Annotated in this window: 15 protein-coding genes and 1 pseudogene; 13 read left to right on the forward strand and 3 right to left on the reverse strand. The window is 60.0% G+C overall.

Annotated elements, in window-relative coordinates; genetic code table 11:
• The 3 genes and pseudogenes from RCH91_RS10980 to RCH91_RS10990 all read right to left on the reverse strand — a co-directional run.
• Positions 1-290 (reverse strand): annotated as a pseudogene (locus RCH91_RS10980) (6-oxocyclohex-1-ene-1-carbonyl-CoA hydratase); the annotation flags it as partial.
• A 63-nt stretch (positions 291-353) separates the two neighbouring features.
• Positions 354-1496: a cyclohex-1-ene-1-carbonyl-CoA dehydrogenase gene (locus RCH91_RS10985; RefSeq protein WP_306534987.1), complete on the reverse strand. Its 1143-nt coding sequence runs from the start codon at positions 1494-1496 to the stop codon at positions 354-356.
• Between the two features lie 48 nt (positions 1497-1544).
• Positions 1545-2687 (reverse strand): cyclohexane-1-carbonyl-CoA dehydrogenase, encoded by a 1143-nt coding sequence (locus tag RCH91_RS10990; RefSeq protein ID WP_306534988.1) that lies wholly within the window; start codon positions 2685-2687, stop codon positions 1545-1547.
• Between the two features lie 250 nt (positions 2688-2937).
• Here RCH91_RS10990 and RCH91_RS10995 point away from each other — a divergent pair, with 250 nt between their 5' ends.
• From RCH91_RS10995 to tssH, 13 genes are all read left to right on the forward strand, one after another.
• Positions 2938-4584, forward strand: coding sequence for a sigma-54-dependent Fis family transcriptional regulator (locus RCH91_RS10995; protein ID WP_306534989.1), 1647 nt, complete (start codon positions 2938-2940; stop codon positions 4582-4584).
• 206 nt (positions 4585-4790) lie between these two features.
• Positions 4791-5345 carry a type VI secretion system lipoprotein TssJ gene (gene tssJ / locus RCH91_RS11000; RefSeq protein WP_306534990.1) on the forward strand — a complete coding sequence of 185 codons (555 nt, stop codon included), beginning with the start codon at positions 4791-4793 and terminating at the stop codon, positions 5343-5345.
• Complete coding sequence (gene tssK / locus RCH91_RS11005) at positions 5342-6733, forward strand: type VI secretion system baseplate subunit TssK (RefSeq protein WP_306534991.1); 1392 nt, start codon at positions 5342-5344, stop codon at positions 6731-6733. Before tssJ ends, tssK begins: the two co-directional genes overlap by 4 nt.
• A 3-nt stretch (positions 6734-6736) precedes the next feature.
• On the forward strand, positions 6737-7147 hold the full coding sequence (gene tssE, locus RCH91_RS11010) for a type VI secretion system baseplate subunit TssE (RefSeq protein ID WP_306534992.1): 411 nt from the start codon (positions 6737-6739) through the stop codon (positions 7145-7147).
• 8 nt (positions 7148-7155) lie between these two features.
• Positions 7156-8886, forward strand: coding sequence for a type VI secretion system baseplate subunit TssF (gene tssF / locus RCH91_RS11015; protein ID WP_306534993.1), 1731 nt, complete (start codon positions 7156-7158; stop codon positions 8884-8886).
• Positions 8850-9818 (forward strand): type VI secretion system baseplate subunit TssG, encoded by a 969-nt coding sequence (gene tssG, locus RCH91_RS11020; protein WP_306534994.1) that lies wholly within the window; start codon positions 8850-8852, stop codon positions 9816-9818. Before tssF ends, tssG begins: the two co-directional genes overlap by 37 nt.
• A 48-nt stretch (positions 9819-9866) precedes the next feature.
• Positions 9867-10601 (forward strand): hypothetical protein, encoded by a 735-nt coding sequence (locus RCH91_RS11025; RefSeq protein ID WP_306534995.1) that lies wholly within the window; start codon positions 9867-9869, stop codon positions 10599-10601.
• Between the two features lie 4 nt (positions 10602-10605).
• Positions 10606-11649, forward strand: a complete 1044-nt coding sequence (locus RCH91_RS11030) for a hypothetical protein (RefSeq protein WP_306534996.1) — start codon at positions 10606-10608, stop codon at positions 11647-11649.
• 61 nt (positions 11650-11710) lie between these two features.
• On the forward strand, positions 11711-14560 hold the full coding sequence (tssI, locus tag RCH91_RS11035) for a type VI secretion system tip protein TssI/VgrG (RefSeq protein ID WP_306534997.1): 2850 nt from the start codon (positions 11711-11713) through the stop codon (positions 14558-14560).
• 81 nt (positions 14561-14641) lie between these two features.
• Positions 14642-15412: an ankyrin repeat domain-containing protein gene (locus RCH91_RS11040; protein ID WP_306534998.1), complete on the forward strand. Its 771-nt coding sequence runs from the start codon at positions 14642-14644 to the stop codon at positions 15410-15412.
• A 39-nt stretch (positions 15413-15451) separates the two neighbouring features.
• The gene (locus RCH91_RS11045; protein ID WP_306534999.1) at positions 15452-16003 is read left to right on the forward strand and encodes a hypothetical protein; all 552 of its coding nucleotides are present in this window, start codon (positions 15452-15454) and stop codon (positions 16001-16003) included.
• 14 nt (positions 16004-16017) lie between these two features.
• Positions 16018-16308 (forward strand): PAAR domain-containing protein, encoded by a 291-nt coding sequence (locus tag RCH91_RS11050; protein WP_306535000.1) that lies wholly within the window; start codon positions 16018-16020, stop codon positions 16306-16308.
• A gap of 46 nt (positions 16309-16354) precedes the next feature.
• Positions 16355-18997, forward strand: a complete 2643-nt coding sequence (tssH, locus tag RCH91_RS11055) for a type VI secretion system ATPase TssH (RefSeq protein ID WP_306535001.1) — start codon at positions 16355-16357, stop codon at positions 18995-18997.
• Positions 18998-18999: the final 2 nt, after the last annotated feature.

The following is an 18999-nucleotide window of genomic DNA, read 5'->3' on the forward strand; positions in this document are numbered from 1 at the left end:
ACGCCGGTGAACACCACGGCGTTCACCTCGCGATCGACGGAGGCCCGCCGGAACGCAAGGATGGTGGCCTTGACCATGTCGGTCGTGTAGGAGTTGTACTGCTTGGGATTGTTGAAAATGATCCAGGCGTTATAGAGCCCCTCCGCCACCGAACCATCACGGCACCTGGCGGGCCGCTTCTCGTACCGGACCATGCCGTCGCAGAGGCTCTCCACCTCACGGTCGATCAGATTGTGGTCGACCAGATATTCCGATTCGATCTCGGTGAATTTCACGTTTGTTCCGGCCATTCCTTTTCTCCGTCGTTAAATGGTTATCCACCTTATTTCACGCTGTTCTTCTGATTCGCCCCTTTACTGGAACAACAGGGCCCTCCCCGTTACCATCCGGGTTATCTGATTGGTGCCGGTATAGATCTGAGTCAGCTTGGCGTCCCGCATCATCCGCTCAACGCCGTTTTCTTTCATGTAGCCCGAGCCGCCGAGCACCTGCACGGCATCGGTGGTCACCTGCATGGCGGTGTCGCTCGCCATGGTCTTGGCCATGCTGCCGTAGAGCACTGCCTTCTTGTCATGCTCATCAAGAAGCTGTGCGGCTTTGTGGGTCAAAAGCCGCGAGGCTTCCACGGCCGTGGCCATGTCGGCGATCATGAACTGAATCGGGGCGAGGTGGGCGATGGGTTTGCCGAACTGCACCCGATCCTGGGTGTGCTTGATCGCTATGTCCAGCGCTCCCTGGGCGATACCGACGGCCTGGGCCGCGCAGAAGACGCGGTTGGTGGAGAGGGTCTGCATGAGGTTGGCAAAGCCGCTCCCTTCGGCACCGATGATATTTTCCGCCGGGACCTCCATGTTCTCGAAGAAGAGCTCGGAGTTTATGGATCCGCGCATCCCCATTTTTGATTCGTTGCGCCCGTAGACGAGTCCCGGGGTCCCTTTCTCCACGACGAAGGCGCTGATCCCCTTAGACCCCTTCTCCGGGTCGGTATAGGCATACACGACGATGACGTCGGCCACCGAGCCGTTGGTGATGAAACACTTCTGGCCGTTGATGACATACTTGTCTCCCTGGCGTACCGCCCGGGTCTTCATGGCAAGGAGGTCGGAACCCGCGGCGGGCTCGGTGGCGGCCAGTGCGGTCAGCAGGGTGGATTCACCAGCAAACCGGCGCAGATAGCGCTCTTTGAGTTCAGGACTCCCCCCGTGAATAATCGGCAGCATACCGTCGGTCTGGGCGATCAGAAGCAGGGCGGTGGAGGCACAGACGCGGCCCAATTCCTCGAGAATCAGAGCCAGGGTCAGAACTCCCATCTCTGTTCCACCGTATTCCGCAGGGAGGAGCGGGTTCAGGAGACCCAGCTTCGCGAACAGGTCACGGGCGTGCTCCGGAAAGAGTGATTTTTCGTCAAGTTCCAGTGCCCGAGGTGCGATCTCCCGGGTCGCCACGTCACGCACCATGTCCAGCGTCAGTTTCTGTTCTTCAGTAAGATGTTTCATGGGGGAACCCCTCCTTGATTAGTTTGGCAAGGCCACGCGTCCTGGGGGTCAGGCGGCCTCTTTCAGTATTTCTCTGGCAATGACCAGCCGCTGGATCTGGTTGGCGCCCTCAAATATCTGGGTCAGCTTGGCGTCCCTGAACATCCTTTCCACCGGGTAGTCTTGCATGTAGCCATACCCGCCGAAGATCTGAATGGCGTCGGTGGTGATCTTCATGGCCGCATCGGAAGCGAAGACCTTGCCCATGGAGGCGAGTTTGGTGTTGCGCTGCCCTTTATCGTACAGGGCCGCGGCCCGGTAAATGAGACCCCGCGATGCCTCGATCATGGTGGCGCTGTCGGCGATGATCTGCTGGATCATCTGGTGCTCGCAGAGTTGCTGGCCGAAGGTTCTCCGCTCCCGTGAATGCTTCAACATCTGGTCGAAGGCCCCTTCGGCGATCCCCAGGGCCTGGGCGCCGATGGCGGGGCGGGACATATCGAAATCCTTCATGGCGAGAATAAACCCCTTGTTCTCTTCGCCAAGGAGGTTCCCAACCGGAACCCGCACTTCGTCGAGATACATCTCGGAGGTCTTGGAACCGCGCTGACCGAGTTTTTTCTCGATTTTGCCGACCGTGAGGCCCGGGGTGCCGCTCTCCACCAGAAAAAAGCTGAGCCCGTTACGTCCGTTATCGGAGGTGCGCGCCAGGACGGTGTAGTAGGAAGCTATCGGCCCGTTGGTGGAAAAACATTTGGTGCCGGAGATGACGTACTCGTTGCCGTCTCTGACCGCCGTGGTGCGAACCGAACCGACATCGGACCCGGCGCCGGGCTCGGAAACCAGGTAGGCGGCCAACTCGCGTCTCTCCACAATCCGGGGGAGCACCCGCTCCAGGAGCTCGCGACTGCCGCCGTGCAACAACGGGAAACTGCCTACGGCCTGGATGATCAGCATTAATGCGGACGACGCGCAGTGGCGTGCGATCTCTTCCACCGCCGTGCAGAGCAGCGTCCCCTGAGCCTGTTCCGCGCCGCCATATTCCGGCGGGAACACCATTGTCATGAGCCCCAGGTCCCACAGCAGCGTCAGCACCTCGCTGTCAACCTCACCGGTCGCATCGATGGATGCTGCCACGGGGGCAATCCGCTCCCGTGATGCCTGGCGTATGGTTTCCGTCACAAGGCGTATTTCCTCGCTCGAGTTAAACATTCGTCCCCTCCTCCTGCCTGCATAGGTTTTGCATCTTTTATAACGCCTTTATATCCAACATACATGCCAACCAGGCCAACAATTTCAACAACATTGCAACATACTGATATTTAACCGTATTTATGTTATATACACACTTTAAACATTTTGTTATATTTCAATGACTGTCGCCGCGCGTATACACATTAAACACGACAAGCCATAACGATGCGGTTCTGTCATATGTACCCAACAGGAGACATGTCGACCAATGGATACAATCGCCGTCACACCACTGCTTCAGAAAGCAAACTATTGCAGATGCGGCATCATCCTACTTGACGAATCCGGCTCCATTACCGCTTTAAACCAACCATTCTTCGGCGCGACAGATCTGAAATTCAGGGAGGGTGACATTCTTCCAGATGAACTACGGCGCTTGAAAAAAGGAGGGTGGATTTTTTGGGGGAAAGACTGGTTCGTGCAGGCAGAGGGGCAGCTCCGGGTGGAGTTGCTTCTAATCCGGCACGTCCGAATGGCAGATCACATACTGGGACCGTACGGAGATTGCCCTCTGAATGAGGAAATGGTGAGAATGGTTCTCGACAACCCCTACGAGGGGCTGACGGTCGTTGACAATAGGGGGAAGGTAACCCTGCTCAGCCCGTCCAATGAGCACTGGCTGGGACTGGAAGTCGGGGGAGGGAGAGGGCTTGACCTTTCAGCCATTGCTCCCGCCAGCCACTTATCGGAAGTAGCCCGTACCGGCGTGGCCGAACACGCACAGGTCGTTGACCTGCAGGGTAAGACCAAGATCACGGTAAATCTTCCCATCAGGCGAGATAAAAAAGTGATGGGAGCTTTCGGAAGAATCCTCTTCAAGAGCACGGAACAAGTGGAAAAGCTGGTCACCAAGGTGCGAACCATGGAACTCCAGGTCGAGCGTTTCGAGACTCTGCTGGATGAAATGCGCGGGAAACGTTACTCGTTCGACAATATTCTCACAAAAAACCAGGACATGCTGACTCTCATCGAGCAGGCACGCCGCATAGCCGACTCCACTGCAACGGTGCTTATACTGGGAGAAAGTGGAACCGGCAAGGAGCTCTTTGCCCAGGCACTTCACGAGGCCTCACGGCGGAACAAGGGGCCTTTCATTGCGGTAAACTGTGGCGCAATCCCCCGCGACCTGATCGAATCGGAACTGTTTGGCTACGAAGAAGGCGCCTTCAGTGGCGCAAGAAAAAAAGGGAAGCCCGGCAAGTTTGAACTTGCGTGCGGCGGGACGCTTTTTCTGGATGAGATCGGTGAACTCCCCCTCGACAGCCAGGCAAAGCTGTTGCGCGTACTTGAGGAGCGCAAGATAGATCGTTTAGGCGGCACGGCACCAATACCCGTTGACTTTCGTCTGGTGGCCGCAACAAACCGTGATCTTAATACAATTGTCAACACCGGCAAGTTCCGCAGTGATCTCTATTATCGCATCAACGAGTTCCCGATTGAGATCCCTCCACTCAGGTCTCGCCCGGAAGACATCCCTTTGCTGGCAAAACATTTTCTGGCAGACGTATCACGACGCGAAGAACTGCCACTGCTCAAGATTTCTACAGGAGCTGCCGAGGCACTGATGTCCCATGACTGGCCTGGCAATGTACGAGAGTTGCGCGGCCTAATGCGTCAAATGGCCTGGAAGTCTCAAGGGCTGACCATAGAGCCACACCATCTGCCGCCGTTACTTAACAAGGGTCAAAATGTGGGAGTTTCCGGCACGTTGGAAGAACAAGTAGCCCGGGCTGAACGTGCCGCCATCGAGTCAGCCCTGTTGGCTGCGGGTGGGAACCGGGCCTTCACTGCACGCATGCTGGGGATCCATCGAACAGCCTTATACAAAAAGATGAACCGGTTAGGCATCGAATAACAGGCCCCCCCTTTCACTCTTGCCCCCCTCTCGTCTTCGCTTCAATCCTTTCTGCGCCCTCCATCATTCAGCAAGCGGATTGACAAACAGACGAAAAAAATGATAATAAATTTTATTTTATATTTGTCACATCTAAGAAAACCCGTCTTGTTGTCCCTCCTACTAGACCTATCTGTTGTCGACAACAACACCCAAGGGAGAAACCTATGAAGCGTCGAGTCGCTTTATTGCTCTATCTGTCTGCCATAACATTTCTTTGTTCCTGCGCCGCTACCCCAGAGGTGAAGCCTCCGCTGGAGTGGGGCTATGAAAAAGGGGCGATTACCGTTAACCTGAAGGGGGATCCGCAACTGAACCTCTTTCAGAAAAGCCCCCACGCCCTTGTTGCCTGCCTCTACCAGCTTCGGGACCCCAACGCCTTCAATCAGTTCCGCGCAGAGGCCGACGGCCTGACGAAGCTCCTGGAGTGCGGCCGGTTCGATCCGGGAGTGGCAACGGCCAAGCGGCTCGTGATTCAGCCGGGACAGGAAATGAACGAGACCCTGGACCGGGCTGAGGGTGCCCGTTACGTCGGATTCGTGGCAGGATACTACCGCCTCGACAAGGAACGCTCGGTGCGGCTCTATCCGATCCCCGCCGTGGAGGAGACGAAAGGGTTCATCAGCCGGACCAAGCTCGTGAAGCCGGGGCAGATCGACATCAGATTATTGCTGGGTCCCCAGGAGATTCAAGATATTACCGAGGAGACCGATAAACCATGACCGCCCATCCCCCCCTCCACTGGCACCAGGGGCTCTTCCTCCAGCCCCAGCATTTCCAGCTCCTCGACCTGTCGATCCAGGGACGCCTCGCGCCCCTCTTCCGCCATCTCCATCCCCATTTCTGGGGGGTGGGCGAACTGGAGATCGAGGAAAGCGCCCTCGGCACCCGGATTGTCAGCATCCCGTCGGGAGAATTCCTCTTCCCGGACGGCTCCTGGGCGGTCATCGGCCAGAACGCCCTCTGCGAGCCCCGCTCCTTCGACGAGGCGTGGTTCGAGGGGGACCGGCCCCTCATGGTTTCCGTGGGAATCCGCAAGTGGCAGGAGGCGGGGGAGAACGTGACCACGGTGGAGCGCCTGGAGGGGCTTTCGACGGTCTCCACTCGCTTCGCGGCGGCCATGGACCCGGAGGAGGTGCGGGATCTCCACGCCGGCGGCCCCCCGGGACAGGTGAAGCGGCTGCGGCACGTGCTGAAGATTTTCTGGGAGAACGAGCGGGAGCAGCTGGGGGACTGTCACCTCATTCCCGTTGCCCGGCTCGAGCGCTTCGGCGCCGAGGTGCGTCCCTCCCGACGCTTCATCCCCCCCTGTCTGGCCCTGGATGCCAGCGAGCCCCTGTTCCGCACCGTGCGGGAGATCCGTGACCAGGTGGCGGCCCGGGGGCGGCAGCTGGAGGAGCACAAGAAGCAGCGCGGCATCCAGAACGCCGAGTTCGGCTCCCGGGACCTGGTCTACCTCCTGGCGCTCCGCTCCCTGAACCGCCATGTACCGTTTCTGTTCCACCTGACCGAGGCCCGGCAGGTCCACCCGTGGGACGCCTACGGGGTGCTTCGGCAATTGATCGGCGAGCTGGCCTCCTTCTCGGAGCGGGTCTCGGCCCTGGGAGAGCTGGACGATGGCATCCGGCTCCTCCCCCCCTACGACCACCGGGCCCTTGGCGACTGCTTTGCCGCGGCCCGGGACCTGATCGCCCAGCTCCTGGACGAGATCACCGCCGGCCCCGACTACGTGATCCGCCTCCTCCACGACGGCACCTTCTTCAGCGCCGAACTGAAGCCGGCGGTCTTCGATGGCGGGAACCGCTACTACCTGGCCCTGCGGACCAAGGAGGAGCCGGCCTCCTTCCTCCCGTCCCTGGGGACCGCCGCGAAACTGAGCGCCCGGGAGCACCTGCCGGTCCTGGCGGCCCGGGCACTTCCCGGCATTGAGCTGCGGCACCTGCCGCTCCCCCCCCAGGAACTCCCCCGCCGTTCCGACACCCACTACTTCGCCGTGGATGCCGCCTCTGACCAGTGGCCCCTGGTGGAGCGGGAGCACACCCTGGCACTCTACTGGACCAGCGCCCCCGCCGATCTGGAGGTGGAGTTGATGGTGGTGGCCAGAGACTAACCCATGCGTGAAGAACGGCTTCTGGAACGCATCCGCTCCTTCGAGCGGGACCCGTCACGGCGCGGCCGCACTGACCAGGGCCGCCTGGTCGACTCGGTCCTGGCCCACCTGCGTCACATCCTCAACACCCGCCAGGGGAGCGCCCCCATCGCCCCCGACTACGGCGTCCCCGACTTTCTCGATTTCCTCCAGACCTATCCCGATTCGGTGCGGGAGATCGAGCGGAGCATCCGCACCGCCATCATGGCCTACGAGCCGCGCCTCCAGGGGGTGCGGGTCGCCTTCCTCCCCCAGGATGACGACCTGCTGGCGCTCCGGTTCCAGATCACCGCCCACATGGCCGGCGCCGAGGGAGAGCGGGTCCGTTTCGAGACGGTCGTGGACACCGACGGCAAGATTTCCGTGAAAAGATAGGATCCATCATGATCACCCGCCACTATCAGGAAGAACTGGCCCGCCTCAAGGAGCTGGGGGCCGAATTCGCCCAAAAGCACCCTGCACTGGCGCCGATGCTGGGAGGCCCCTCGGCCGACCCGGACGTAGAGCGGCTCCTGGAGGGGGTCGCCTTCCAGACGGCGCTCCTGCGTCAGAAGCTGGACGACGACTTCCCCGAACTGGTCCACGACATGGTCCGGCTGGTGGCCCCCCACTATCTGCGGCCCATTCCGGCCACCACCATCGTCGCCTTCGAGCCGAAGCCATCACTCGTCCAGTCACAGACGGTTCCGGCAGGGACCTCGCTCGCCTCGGTGCCGGTGGAAGGGACCCGTTGCCTCTTCCGGACCACGGGCCCCGTGGAGGTTCACCCCCTCGCCCTTCTGGACGCATCATTCGATCAGCCGGCCGGAAAGCCCCCGGCCCTGACCCTTCAGCTGGCTCTCACCGGACTAACCCTCGACCAGTGGAGCCCCCGGTCCCTGCGGCTCTTTCTCGCAGCAGAGCAGGCCGAAGCGGCGGAGCTCCACCTTCTACTCTCCCGCTCCGTATCCCGCATTATCCTCACCCCCGCCGAGGGGGGGAGGGGTGCCGTTCTGCCGCCGAAAGCCATAAGGGCTGCGGGATTCGACGGAAACGAACCTCTTATTCCTTACCCCGCCCACGCCTTTCCCGGCTATCGGCTGCTGCAAGAGTACCTGGTGGCGCCCCGCCGGTTCTTCTTCTTTGACCTGACCGGCTGGGAGCAGTGGACGGGACGGGGGGCCGGCGGGCGGTTCAGCGTCACCTTCGAACTCAGGACCGCACCGTCCCAGGCGCCGCGGGTCAGCCGGGAGAGCTTCGCCCTCTTCGCCACACCGGCCATAAACCTCTTTCCCCATGATGCGGATCCGATCCCCCTGGACCACCGCAAGGAGCGCCACCTTCTGCGGCCGGCCGAGCTGCCCCTCGGCCATGCCGAGATCTTCTCGGTCGACCGGGCCGTCGCCTTCGACCGGGGAGCCTCCCGGGAATATCCCCTTTCCCCATTCGAGCAGTTCCGGACACCGATCACCGGCCGGCCCACCTACCATACCACCATCGCAGTCTCACCCTTCAAGGACGGGTGCGACGTCCGCCTCGCCCTCGCCTATCCGCCGGGATCGGCGCCCCTGGAGGGGACGACCCTCTCGGTTTCCCTCACCTGCACCAACGGCAGGCTCCCGGAAGGCCTGCGGGTCGGCGACGTGGTGGAGCCCACCAGGGACGTGCCGGTCTTTGCCTCGTTCCGGAACATCACCCCCATAACCCCGTCGGCCCCCCCTCCCCTAGGGGCGAACCTTCTTTGGCGGCTTCTCTCCGCCATCCCCGTGAACCGCCTCTCCGTGGCCCACGCCGATAACCTGCGGGAGTGCCTCGCGCTCTACCTCTTTCCCGGCTTCGAGCGGACCCTGCTGGCGGCGAACCAGCGTCGCATCGACGGGATCGAGCGGGTCACGACCCGCCACGCGGACCGCATCGTGCGCGGCGCCCCCATGAGGGGGGTGGAGATCCGGATCGATGTTCGTGGCGACCACTTCGCGGGTCCGGGCGATCTCTTCCTCTTCGGCTCGGTCCTGGACGAATTCCTGGCGGGAAGCGCCACTCTCAACACCTTCACGCGCCTGACCATCCGCGAAACCGTGCGGGGAGAGGAGTACCAGTGGCCGCCGAGAGCCGGATACCAGCCGCTCCTCTAGAACAGGAGATCCTCGACCGGGGGCACGAATTCTCCTTTCTCCAGGTTATGCGGATTCTGGAGCTCCTGGCAGAGAAAGACGGGGCCAGACGCCCGGTGGAGGTGATCCCCCGGCTCTCCTTCGGCTTTCCGGCGGCAGACGTGGCCGGTGTGGAGCGAAGCGGCGACGGCTACCGAGTCACCGCTACGTTTCTGGGGCTCTACGGCCAGTCGACCCCCCTCCCCGCCTTCTACACCGAGGAACTGATCGATGAGGAATCCGCCGACAGCTCCGCCAGCCGTGATTTCCTCGATATCGTCAACCGTCACGTCTACAGCCTCTTTGCGGACATCGCCCGAAAGTACCGGCTCTTTCTGCACGTCGACGAGCACCATAACGGCGCCATTGAGCAGCGGCTCCACTCCCTGGGTGGCCATGGCGAAGAGACGCTCCGGGCGGGGCTCCCCGAATCCCGGTCGCTTCTGCGCTACACGGGGCTCTTCGCCCAGCACCCCCGGTCGGCTCTGGGCCTGAGAACCCTGCTGACCGATTCCCTCGAAGCCCCCGTGGAGGTAATTTCCGCCGTCCCCCGCACCGTGGCCTTACCGCCCGAAGAGCGATCCAACCTCGGCATGGTGGGTACCCTCGGCGAAGACGTATTCGTTGGTTCTGAAATCCCGGACCGCTCCGGCATGTTCCGCATCGAGGTGGGTCCCCTCAGCCGCGACCGGTTCGCCGCACTCCTCCCCGGCACCCCGGAACGGAAGCGCCTCGACCTCCTCGTCTACCTCTACGTCACCGATCCCCTCGCCTACGACATCGAGCTGATCCTCGCCCCCGGTGAAGCCCCGCCTGCCATGCTCGGTAGCGGCATCCGGCTCGGGTGGGATGTGTGGATGACATCAGGGGAGGATGTGGGAAGAGTGTCGGTGAGCTTTCCCGGCGGGGAATGACAAGGGTCTGCATTAGTACCTGATATATCGATGAAAGGGACAAAGGTCATGTCGGGAGACAGCAGAGCCACTGGCCAAAGATCAATGTACGCAACACCTGGGGAATTGTTCGACAAATATTCCGCCAAAGCCGCCAATCCGGCCAACCTGACGGCCGTCCAGAATATTGTAAGTGGCGCTATCGGTTCATACATGGCTTTTGCCTGCAAAAACGGACTTCTTGCAGAGTCAATCGTCGTCGGTGTAGGCACCAAGTCGGGCCTTTTCTTCAGCGTTTTTTTCGACATCGCCGTCGAAAAAGAGGACGGTTTACAGGCCACAATCAGTTCGAGCTTCGGGACGGTGGCCCAAATCGCCGTTTCCAAGGCTGGCGAGAAAATGCTCTATAGAGCAATCGGCCAACGAGTTGCCGGCATCGCCGCCCAACGAATTCTTGTTTGCGCAGGCATTGCGCTTGCTCCCGAGATAGCCGTAGTCGCCGGAGCGGTTGGAATTGCCTTTATGGCCTGGAAGGGTGGAGATTGGGTGAACGGGTTTGTTGATAAGGGGTTTGAGAAATACGATGCATTCAAAAAAGCCCGCCGGCGTAAATCAGATTACCCGACTACCGATGACAAGAGCAAACCTAGCTCAAATTCATCCACATCAAGCATTAACTACACTCAAACAGAACTTCAACTCATATCCTTTTGGCTTCTTTGTAACGATATTTCTCCTTATATTATTCCGTGTCCACTAACTCAGCAGTATATAGACTCTAACTTTCGTCGGATAAAGAGGTAAGGGAATGGCGAACCGCAACGACCGCTTGCGAAGTATTTTTTCACTTGGAGAGCGAACCTTCTCGAAAAAATACTTTCTTAAGCTCGCATTATTTCTTTTCTTGCTTTTCAATATGATGATTTACGTCAAAGTTGCTTCAAGACAGGCTATTGGCAGGCCTAACACTCTTTCCAAGCTCTGCATGTCTGGAGCAGTAACACTTAACGTAGTTTATATTTTTCCACTATCCGGAGCCTTTGGCTATGACACTATTATTGCAAAGCCTTTTTGCCTCGTGAGAGATCTATTCTATAAAACCGGACTGGCATCTCTGCCGGGAAACGACGCTGAACGGGAAATGCTCTGGTACATCGTCAGATACGCCGAGTTTGAACAATTGATTGCCCCCCAAATTGACAGATACATTGAAGGCAAATCGACAAAAAATCCCAAGCAACTTGTATTGTGGACCGATGAGATCTACGAGCATATCCATGAACTGCCAAAGAAATCATTCCGAGATCCGTGGTTTACTGCCCGTCGCTATAATATTTTCTGTGATGTGGTCTGGAGCTATATAGCATTTCGTCCTTCCTTAGTGTCTGAACTTGCCGGAGAGAATAAGAACATTCATCCATTCCTTAAGGATCCGAAAGAGATCGCCCGGATAGAAGAAATTCTGCGCATCTTTTCAACCTTCAGGGAACAGATCAAGACCCGGGAGCCGGAAGGTCTTAAGTATTTTAACAGTCTACCTGAAAGATGGTACGGAGATCTTAATGTTATTTACATGGCCACGCTCTACATACTCGTACACCGTGATATTACCGGAACACTCTCGTGTGATGATCCTGTAGTGAAACTTTACCTACAAACCCGTAACAGTCTTCTTTACGACGTGGCTAATGATGTGAGACTGACTTCAGAGAAGCAGCAGGAGATCAAGGACGATCTAAGCGCCTCACTGGATAATGGTCTTGAAAAAGCAATTGCCTTAAAATGCCCACAACTCATGAAAAAACCCGACCAGCCCATCGACATGAGACAGTGGCGCCAGTCTGACCAGTAGACCAGATTTATTCAAGATTCACCCTTTTCTATTCAATTTTTACACACAGGAGGCTTCTCCCATGTCCGACGGTTCAAGCACCCGGTACTTCTTCGATGTGCCTGACGTCACTGCCGCGTTCTTGGTCCTGAGCTTTTCGGCCAGGGAGGGGATTTCAACCCCCTTCGAGGTGAACCTCTCGGTGGTCTGCGAGACGACCGTCACCGGCGACATGGTCCTGGGGCGCGAGGGGCTGCTGACCATCGTCAACGAGCCTGCCGAGGAGCGTTCGCCCAACGGCCCTCCCACGGTGGTGGACACCAATCGCTACTTCCATGGCGTGATAAATCGCTTCACCTTCATGGGTACGATCGGCAACGAACGCAACCAGTACACCATCCGGCTCGTCCCCGACCTCTGGTTTCTCTCCCTCGAAAAGGACTGCCGTATCTTCCATAACAAGAGCATCAGAGAGATCGTCGCCACCATCCTCACGGAAGCGATGATTGATGCCAGCCGCTTCGACTTCCGTGACCGGGGCGAGCAGACAAAGCTGGAATACTGCACCCAGTTCAACGAAACTGATCTTCACTTCATCTCCCGGCTTCTGGCCCACGAGGGGATCTTCTACTTCTTCGAGCATTTGCCGGACAAGCATCTGCTGGTCTTCGGCAACGATCCCAGCAACTATCTCTATCTCAAGGGAAACCGGGAGATCCCCTTCAACCCCGCCGGCGGGCTCAACGCCGGAGAGGAAGCGATAACGAGCCTCACCTTCTCCCAGCGGAGCCAGACCGACTCGGTCGCTCACACGGATTTCGACTACACCAACCCGCCGGTGAACCTGGAAGCGACAAAAAATCAGGGGCAGGAGGTGAAGCGGCAGGTGTACGTCTACCCCGGGGCCTACGACGACCAGAAGAGGGGGGCGCGCCTCGCTAAAATCCGCCACGAGGAGCTCTCGGCCCTCAACGACAAGGCCGTGGCCATGGGGAGCTGCGCGCGCCTGGTGGCCGGAGCCACGTTCCACCTGACCCGCTTCGACAAGCAGAGCCTCAACAAGGAGTACCTCATCGTCACCCTCGAGCACTCGGGCTCCCAGCCCCAGGCCGCCGAGGAGTTCGGGGGGGACGGCGGAGGCTTCGTCTACCTGAACGGCTTCACCGCTATCGATGCGAAACTCGCCATCCGGCCGAGGCACATCCCCAAGCCGGCAGCTCCCGGCACCCAGAGCGCCATCGTCGTCGGCGCCAAGGGGGAGGAGATCGAAACCGACGAGTTCGGCCGGGTGAAAGTGCAGTTCCACTGGGACCGGGAAGGGCAGCGGGACGCCAACAGCTCCTGCTTCATCCGGGTGGCCCAGAGCTGGGCCGGCGGCGGCTGGGGGGCGCTTTTCATCCCCCGCATCGGCGACGAGGTGCTGGTGGATTTCATCGACGGCGACCTGGACCGCCCCATCATTGTCGGCTGCGTCTACAACGCGGAAAACATCCCCATCCATAACGCCAAAGAGAATAAGACCCGCAGCGGTTTCCGGACCAAGAGCTACAAGGGGAAGGGATTCAACGAACTGCGCTTCGACGACAAGGCCGGCGCCGAGGAGATCTACATCCACGGCCAGAAGGATCTCAGCATCGAAGTCAAAAACAACGAGACCAAAACCGTCGGCACGGCCATCGTGAACCACGCCGGCAAAACGGCCACCATCAGCGCGGGAGAGCAGCTGAAGCTGGTCTGCGGCGCCTCCAGCATTGTCCTGGACAAAAGCGGCACCATCGTCATCCACGGCAAGGAAGTGTTCGCCACCGGCACCGGCTCCCTGCACCTGGACGGCAAGCCGATCAAGATGAACATGGGAGGCATGGCCGGCGCCAGCGCCACCGCTCCGGCCATGAAAGCGGCACCGGCGGCCAAGGCGGCGGGGGCCAAGGCCCTGGCGGCGAAACCGGCGCGGCCCGTGAGAAAGCTCTCCCCCGCCGAGCAGGGGAAGAAGGAACGGCGCGCGGCGCGATTCCAGTTGATTGCCGATGCACGCAAAAAGGCCGCCACGATGAAAGAGCCGGACAAGAGTACCGTGCTCAAGGCCGCCGATGACTTCAAGCAAAATATCGACGGGGCGGAAAAGGCAGTGCTGTCGGCGGATGCGTATCACTACGTCAACGATGTGGGGGCGGTGCCGGTCGGTTACTTGCGGGGTAGCGAAAGCCCGCTGAGGTTGCCGAAGGGGATTACTAAAGAAATGCTGGCGCCTCGCGGCTCTGGTTTTCGAGCGGAAATCTATTACCCCGACAAGGAAATATTAGGCCCTGACGCGAAACCGGTTCTCGTCTTTAAAGGGACCACCAGTAGAGAGGATTGGAAGAACAATTTTCAACAGGGACTTGGGAAAGAAAGCGATTATTACAAAAAAGCGATGAATCTTGCGTCACTGATGAACCAAGCTACAAACGGTAATTTCGAGATAGCAGGCCACTCACTTGGTGGAGGGATGGCCTCTGCTGCAGGCGTCATAACCGGCGCTCCAACCACCACGTTCAACCCGGCAGGACTCCACAATAACACCGTTGCGGCATATGGTAAAAGTAGGGCTGACGGCAAACATATCATGGACTATATTGTTAAAGGCGAGGTCTTGAATGCAGGGCAGGATGGCATAACAACGGTGGGATCCAAGATGGTTGAAAAAGGAATCAGTTTGGGCGGCATAACCGGACCCGCCATAGCGATGGCTGGCGCAAAGGTTCTGGCGGATTCGCCACCCACACACGTGGGCAAGGAAATCCCATTGCCAGGGAAGGTCGGTGCCAGCGGGAAAGAAGTCCTGTTCAGAGACCCGATATCGAGACACTCTATGGGTAGCACCATCCCAGCAATCGAAGCAGTTAAAGAACAAAACCGCAGAACTCTGGCAAGGGCTGTAGGAAAGGATTAACGGATGAAATACCTTATTGTCTTAATAGTAATCACTAGCCTTGCATGCATGGCTGCATGCCGAACCAAAGGAGATAAGCATATGCAACCGGAACATTTTTTTGAGGGCCAAATGCTTGAACTGGCGAAAGCGATTGCCAAGAGTGATAGGGAAAACATTGCCGCAAGCATTAGGGCAGGAGCTGACCCCAATGGCTACGGAAAAGAAGGAATGACTCCCCTCCTCTTTGCTCTCGGCAGCAAGAGCAAAATATCTTTGAAAACTCTTCTCGAGAATGGCGCCGATCCAAATATGCGCATTTCGGCACCTGATGCTCCTGAAGGCGTTAAAGACGAAACAGCCGTTACATTTGTAGCTGGCGCGACTAACAATGAGTATCTTTCCATCCTCCTTGACCACGGTGGTGATGTGAATGCAAAAGACAGTAATAGGGAGCCCATTCTGATAACCATGTTTTTTGTTAGCCCGCCAAATTACGAGGGCATCAAATTGTTACTGCAGAGGGGGGCTGATATTAATGCGACCGATTCTAGCGGCAGCACTCTTCTCATGGATATGGCGAGACTCAGACATTTTGAGCAAGCTTATCAGCTACTTGAACAAGGAGCTGATCACCGCATCAAAGATGGCACTGGCTATGGTCCGGACTTTTATATCTACCAAGAAAAAATCGACCCCAAGGCCTTCCCCGAAGCCTATGAATGGCAGCGCAAATGCCAGGAATTCCTCAAGGCTCGCGGCGTTGACGATCCCGGCCCCCTGAAGCCGCTCAGCGCAGAGGAGCAGGAAGAGCAAGATCGAAGGATTGAGGAAGCCTTCGAGGCCCAATCAAGGAAGCGGGAACAGCAGTAAGCTCCTCACCCTCTCTATTACATCCCGGAGTAACATCTTATGAAAAAATCATTCTCCATCCTTGCACTAGTCGCCATCACGCTTGTTTTCCTCTTCACCGGGGCGACTATCGCCGCCGGTCCAGCAGCGCCGTCGCTCACCTTTGAAGGTACGAAATACTATCTCGCGTGGAAAGATGTTTCCGCGGAGGGAAACCTCACCAACGAGTATCTGAAGAAGGGGGAAACCCTGGAGGAGTGGACGACCCTGATCGGCGTCCGCCACTGGCCTGCCGCCGAGGAACTCTCGGATGTCGTCGCACCCTACGTGGAGTCGATGCGGCCCTATTACGTGAGCAATGCGGAGATTTACACCTCACAGGAAGCGAAGGATGACATCGTCATCGAGATGTTCCTCGGCGCCCCCGGCCGCCCCTACGTCGAATACAACCTCCACCGTTTCGTCATCGAGAAGGGGACGCCGGGGGTCAAGGCCTATCAGTTCGCGCAGCGGATTCCGCTGACCGAGGATCTCGACCTGTCGGAAACCCAGAAATTTCTCGAAACCCGGCTCAACCAGCTCAAGGCCTTCAAGGTCACGCTTCACCGCTAATTCGAGGACTCACCATGGCAAAACCCGCTGCCCGTCTGGGCGACACGCACACCTGCCCCGCCCGCGAAGGAAAGAAACCCCACAAGGGGGGGCCGATCATCGAAGGCTCGCCGGATGTCCTCATCGAGGGGAAACCCGCCGCCCGCGTGGGGGACAAGGCCCAATGCGAGGCCGGCGGCCCCGACACCATCGTCCAGGGAGCGCCCATGGTTCTCATCAACGGCAAGCCTGCCGCCATCATCGGGAGTAAAACAGCCCACGGCGGGGTGGTGGTGGCCGGGGCCGGCGAAGTCCTCATCGGCTGACCCTTTCATATTCGTATCAATCAATCTTAAGGAGATATACCGTTCCATGCTTACCGTTGATCTGAAAGCCCTCATATCCCGTCTCAATTCCCACTGTTCCGGCGCCCTGGAAGGGGCGGCGGGGCTCTGCGTGGCCCGGGGCCACTATGAGGTGACTGTGGAGCACCTCCTGGCGCGGTTTCTCGATGAGCCGGGGGGGGATCTCCCCGCCATTCTCCGGGTCTTCGAGGTAGATGCCGCCGCTGTGAAAGCCGGCATCATTCGGGTGCTCGACGAGCTTCCCGCCGGCAACTCGGGGAAGCCGGTCTTCTCGCCGGTGCTCCTGGAGTGGCTCCAGGCGGGGTGGCTCATCGCCTCCCTCGATCTTGGGGAAGAACGGGTCCGCTCCGGCGCGCTGCTGCTGGCGCTCCTTGCCCGGCCGCTGCAGCTCACGGCGGGACGCTACGTGGACCTCCTCATGCCCGTGGGGCGGGAGACGCTTCTTGCCCGCTTCGGCACGGCCACGGCAGGGTCGGCGGAGCATACACCGGCCAGCGCGCGCCCCGCGACCGGCGACGAAGCCCCCCGGGGAACCACGTCCCTTGACCGTTTCTGCACCGACTTTACCCGCCAGGCGGGGGAGGGGAAGATCGATCCGGTCTTCGGCAGGGACCGGGAGATCGGCCAGATGGTCGACATTCTGGCCCGGCGGCGAAAGAACAACCCCATCATCGTCGGCGAGGCGGGGGTCGGGAAGACCGCCGTGGCCGAGGGGCTGGCGCTGCGGATCGTGGAGGGGGACGTCCCCGAAGCGCTCCGGGAGGTGCGGCTTCTGGGGCTCGATCTGGGGCTTCTCCAGGCAGGGGCCGGGGTGAAGGGTGAATTCGAGAACCGCCTCAAGGGGGTCATCGAGGAAGTAAAGGGATCGCCCCGACCCATTATCCTCTTCATCGACGAGGCCCACACCATCATCGGCGCCGGCGGTCAGACCGGCGGAGGCGACGCGGCCAACCTCCTGAAGCCGGCCCTGGCCCGGGGGGAGCTGCGGACCATCGCCGCCACCACCTGGAGCGAGTACAAGAAGTATTTCGAGAAGGACGCGGCCCTAGCCCGGCGGTTCCAGCCGGTAAAGCTGGACGAACCGGACGTGGAGACCGCCGTTCTCATCCTGCGGGGGCTCAAAGAAAAATACGAGGCGGCCCACGGGGTCACCATCCGGGATGACGGCATCCGGGCCGCGGCGGAGCTCTCCTCCCGCTACCTGTCGGGGCGCCAGCTCCCGGACAAGGCGGTGGACCTTCTGGACACGGCGGCGGCCCGGGTGAAGCTCCTCCTCACCGGGAAGCCCGGAGCCGTGGAGGAAAAGGAGCGCCGCATCCAGGCCCTGGAGCGGGAGGAGGCGGCCCTCTGCCGGGACCGGCTCCACGGCCGGGCCGTGGACGAGGAACGCCTGACCGAACTGACCGCCGAGTTGGCGGAACTGCGGGAAGCTCTGGCCACGATCACGGAACGCTGGCATCGGGAGCGGGAGCTGGCCGCGGAGGTGGTGGCCCTGCGGAAGGAAATGTCGACGCCTCCCGAGGACGGGGCAGAGAGCAGCGTTTCCCGGGAAGATCTACGGAGCCGGGTGGCCGAGGCCACGGCCAGGCTGGCGGAATTCCAGGGAGACGCGCCCCTCATGCGGATCGAGGTAGACCCGGAGGTGGTGGCCCGGGTGGTGGCCGACTGGACCGGCATCCCCCTGGGGAGCCTCCAGAAGGACCGGGCCGCCGGGGTTCTCACCCTGGAAGACGACCTGCGCCGCCGCATCAAGGGACAGGAGCCGGCCCTCTCCGCCGTGGCCGAGGTGCTCCGCTCCTCGGCGGCAGGGCTCAAGGATCCGCGCCAGCCCCTGGGGGTCTTTCTCCTGGTGGGGCCGTCGGGGGTGGGCAAGACCGAGACGGCTCTGGCCGTAGCCGATCTCCTCTTCGGCGGCGAACGGTTCCTGACCGTCATCAACATGAGCGAGTTCCAGGAGCGCCACACCACGAGCCGCCTCATCGGCTCGCCCCCGGGGTATGTAGGATACGGCGAGGGGGGCGTCCTCACCGAGGCGGTCCGCCGCCAGCCTTACTCGGTGGTGCTGCTGGACGAGGTGGAGAAGGCCCACCCCGACGTTCTCAACCTCTTCTACCAGGTATTCGACAAGGGGATGCTGGCCGACGGCGAGGGGCGGGTCATCGACTTCGCCAATACCGTCATTTTCCTCACCAGCAACCTGGCGTCGGAGGTTATCACCAATCTCTGCGGCGACGACGAGCAGCCCACGGCGGAGGAGCTTGGCACGGCAATCCGCCCCCACCTCTCCCGGCACTTCAAGCCGGCGCTCCTGGCCCGGATGTCGGTGGTCCCCTACCTGACCCTGGCCCCGGAGTACCTGGGGGAAATCGTCACCCTGAAGCTCGCCCGGGTGGCGGAGCGGCTCCGGGAGAACAGCCGGTCGGACCTTTCGTGGACACCGGCGGTCACGTCCCGCATCGCGGCCCGCTGCACCGAGGTGGAGAGCGGCGCCCGGACCATTGACCATATTCTGCGCAGCACCCTCCTGCCGCTCCTCTCCCGGGAGCTCCTCACCCGGCTCGGCACCGGGGAGACGGCGGAGACAGTCCGGATCGACGCCACTGACGACGGCACCTTTGCCGTTACATTTGATACCCAAGGAGGTATGTAGCA

The organism is Geobacter sp., from assembly GCF_030834625.1.
Taxonomy (GTDB): Bacteria; Desulfobacterota; Desulfuromonadia; order Geobacterales; family Geobacteraceae; genus Geobacter.

What these genes read in the sequence shown, in the direction of transcription:
- RCH91_RS10985 (WP_306534987.1), bottom strand. Translation starts at nt 1,496, where the DNA reads ATGAAACATCTTACTGAAGAACAGAAACTGACGCTGGACATGGTGCGT.
- RCH91_RS10990 (WP_306534988.1), bottom strand. Translation starts at nt 2,687, where the DNA reads ATGTTTAACTCGAGCGAGGAAATACGCCTTGTGACGGAAACCATACGC.
- RCH91_RS10995 (WP_306534989.1), top strand. Translation starts at nt 2,938, where the DNA reads ATGGATACAATCGCCGTCACACCACTGCTTCAGAAAGCAAACTATTGC.
- tssJ (WP_306534990.1), top strand. Translation starts at nt 4,791, where the DNA reads ATGAAGCGTCGAGTCGCTTTATTGCTCTATCTGTCTGCCATAACATTT.
- tssK (WP_306534991.1), top strand. Translation starts at nt 5,342, where the DNA reads ATGACCGCCCATCCCCCCCTCCACTGGCACCAGGGGCTCTTCCTCCAG.
- tssE (WP_306534992.1), top strand. Translation starts at nt 6,737, where the DNA reads ATGCGTGAAGAACGGCTTCTGGAACGCATCCGCTCCTTCGAGCGGGAC.
- tssF (WP_306534993.1), top strand. Translation starts at nt 7,156, where the DNA reads ATGATCACCCGCCACTATCAGGAAGAACTGGCCCGCCTCAAGGAGCTG.
- RCH91_RS11025 (WP_306534995.1), top strand. Translation starts at nt 9,867, where the DNA reads ATGTCGGGAGACAGCAGAGCCACTGGCCAAAGATCAATGTACGCAACA.
- RCH91_RS11030 (WP_306534996.1), top strand. Translation starts at nt 10,606, where the DNA reads ATGGCGAACCGCAACGACCGCTTGCGAAGTATTTTTTCACTTGGAGAG.
- tssI (WP_306534997.1), top strand. Translation starts at nt 11,711, where the DNA reads ATGTCCGACGGTTCAAGCACCCGGTACTTCTTCGATGTGCCTGACGTC.
- RCH91_RS11040 (WP_306534998.1), top strand. Translation starts at nt 14,642, where the DNA reads ATGCAACCGGAACATTTTTTTGAGGGCCAAATGCTTGAACTGGCGAAA.
- RCH91_RS11045 (WP_306534999.1), top strand. Translation starts at nt 15,452, where the DNA reads ATGAAAAAATCATTCTCCATCCTTGCACTAGTCGCCATCACGCTTGTT.
- RCH91_RS11050 (WP_306535000.1), top strand. Translation starts at nt 16,018, where the DNA reads ATGGCAAAACCCGCTGCCCGTCTGGGCGACACGCACACCTGCCCCGCC.
- tssH (WP_306535001.1), top strand. Translation starts at nt 16,355, where the DNA reads ATGCTTACCGTTGATCTGAAAGCCCTCATATCCCGTCTCAATTCCCAC.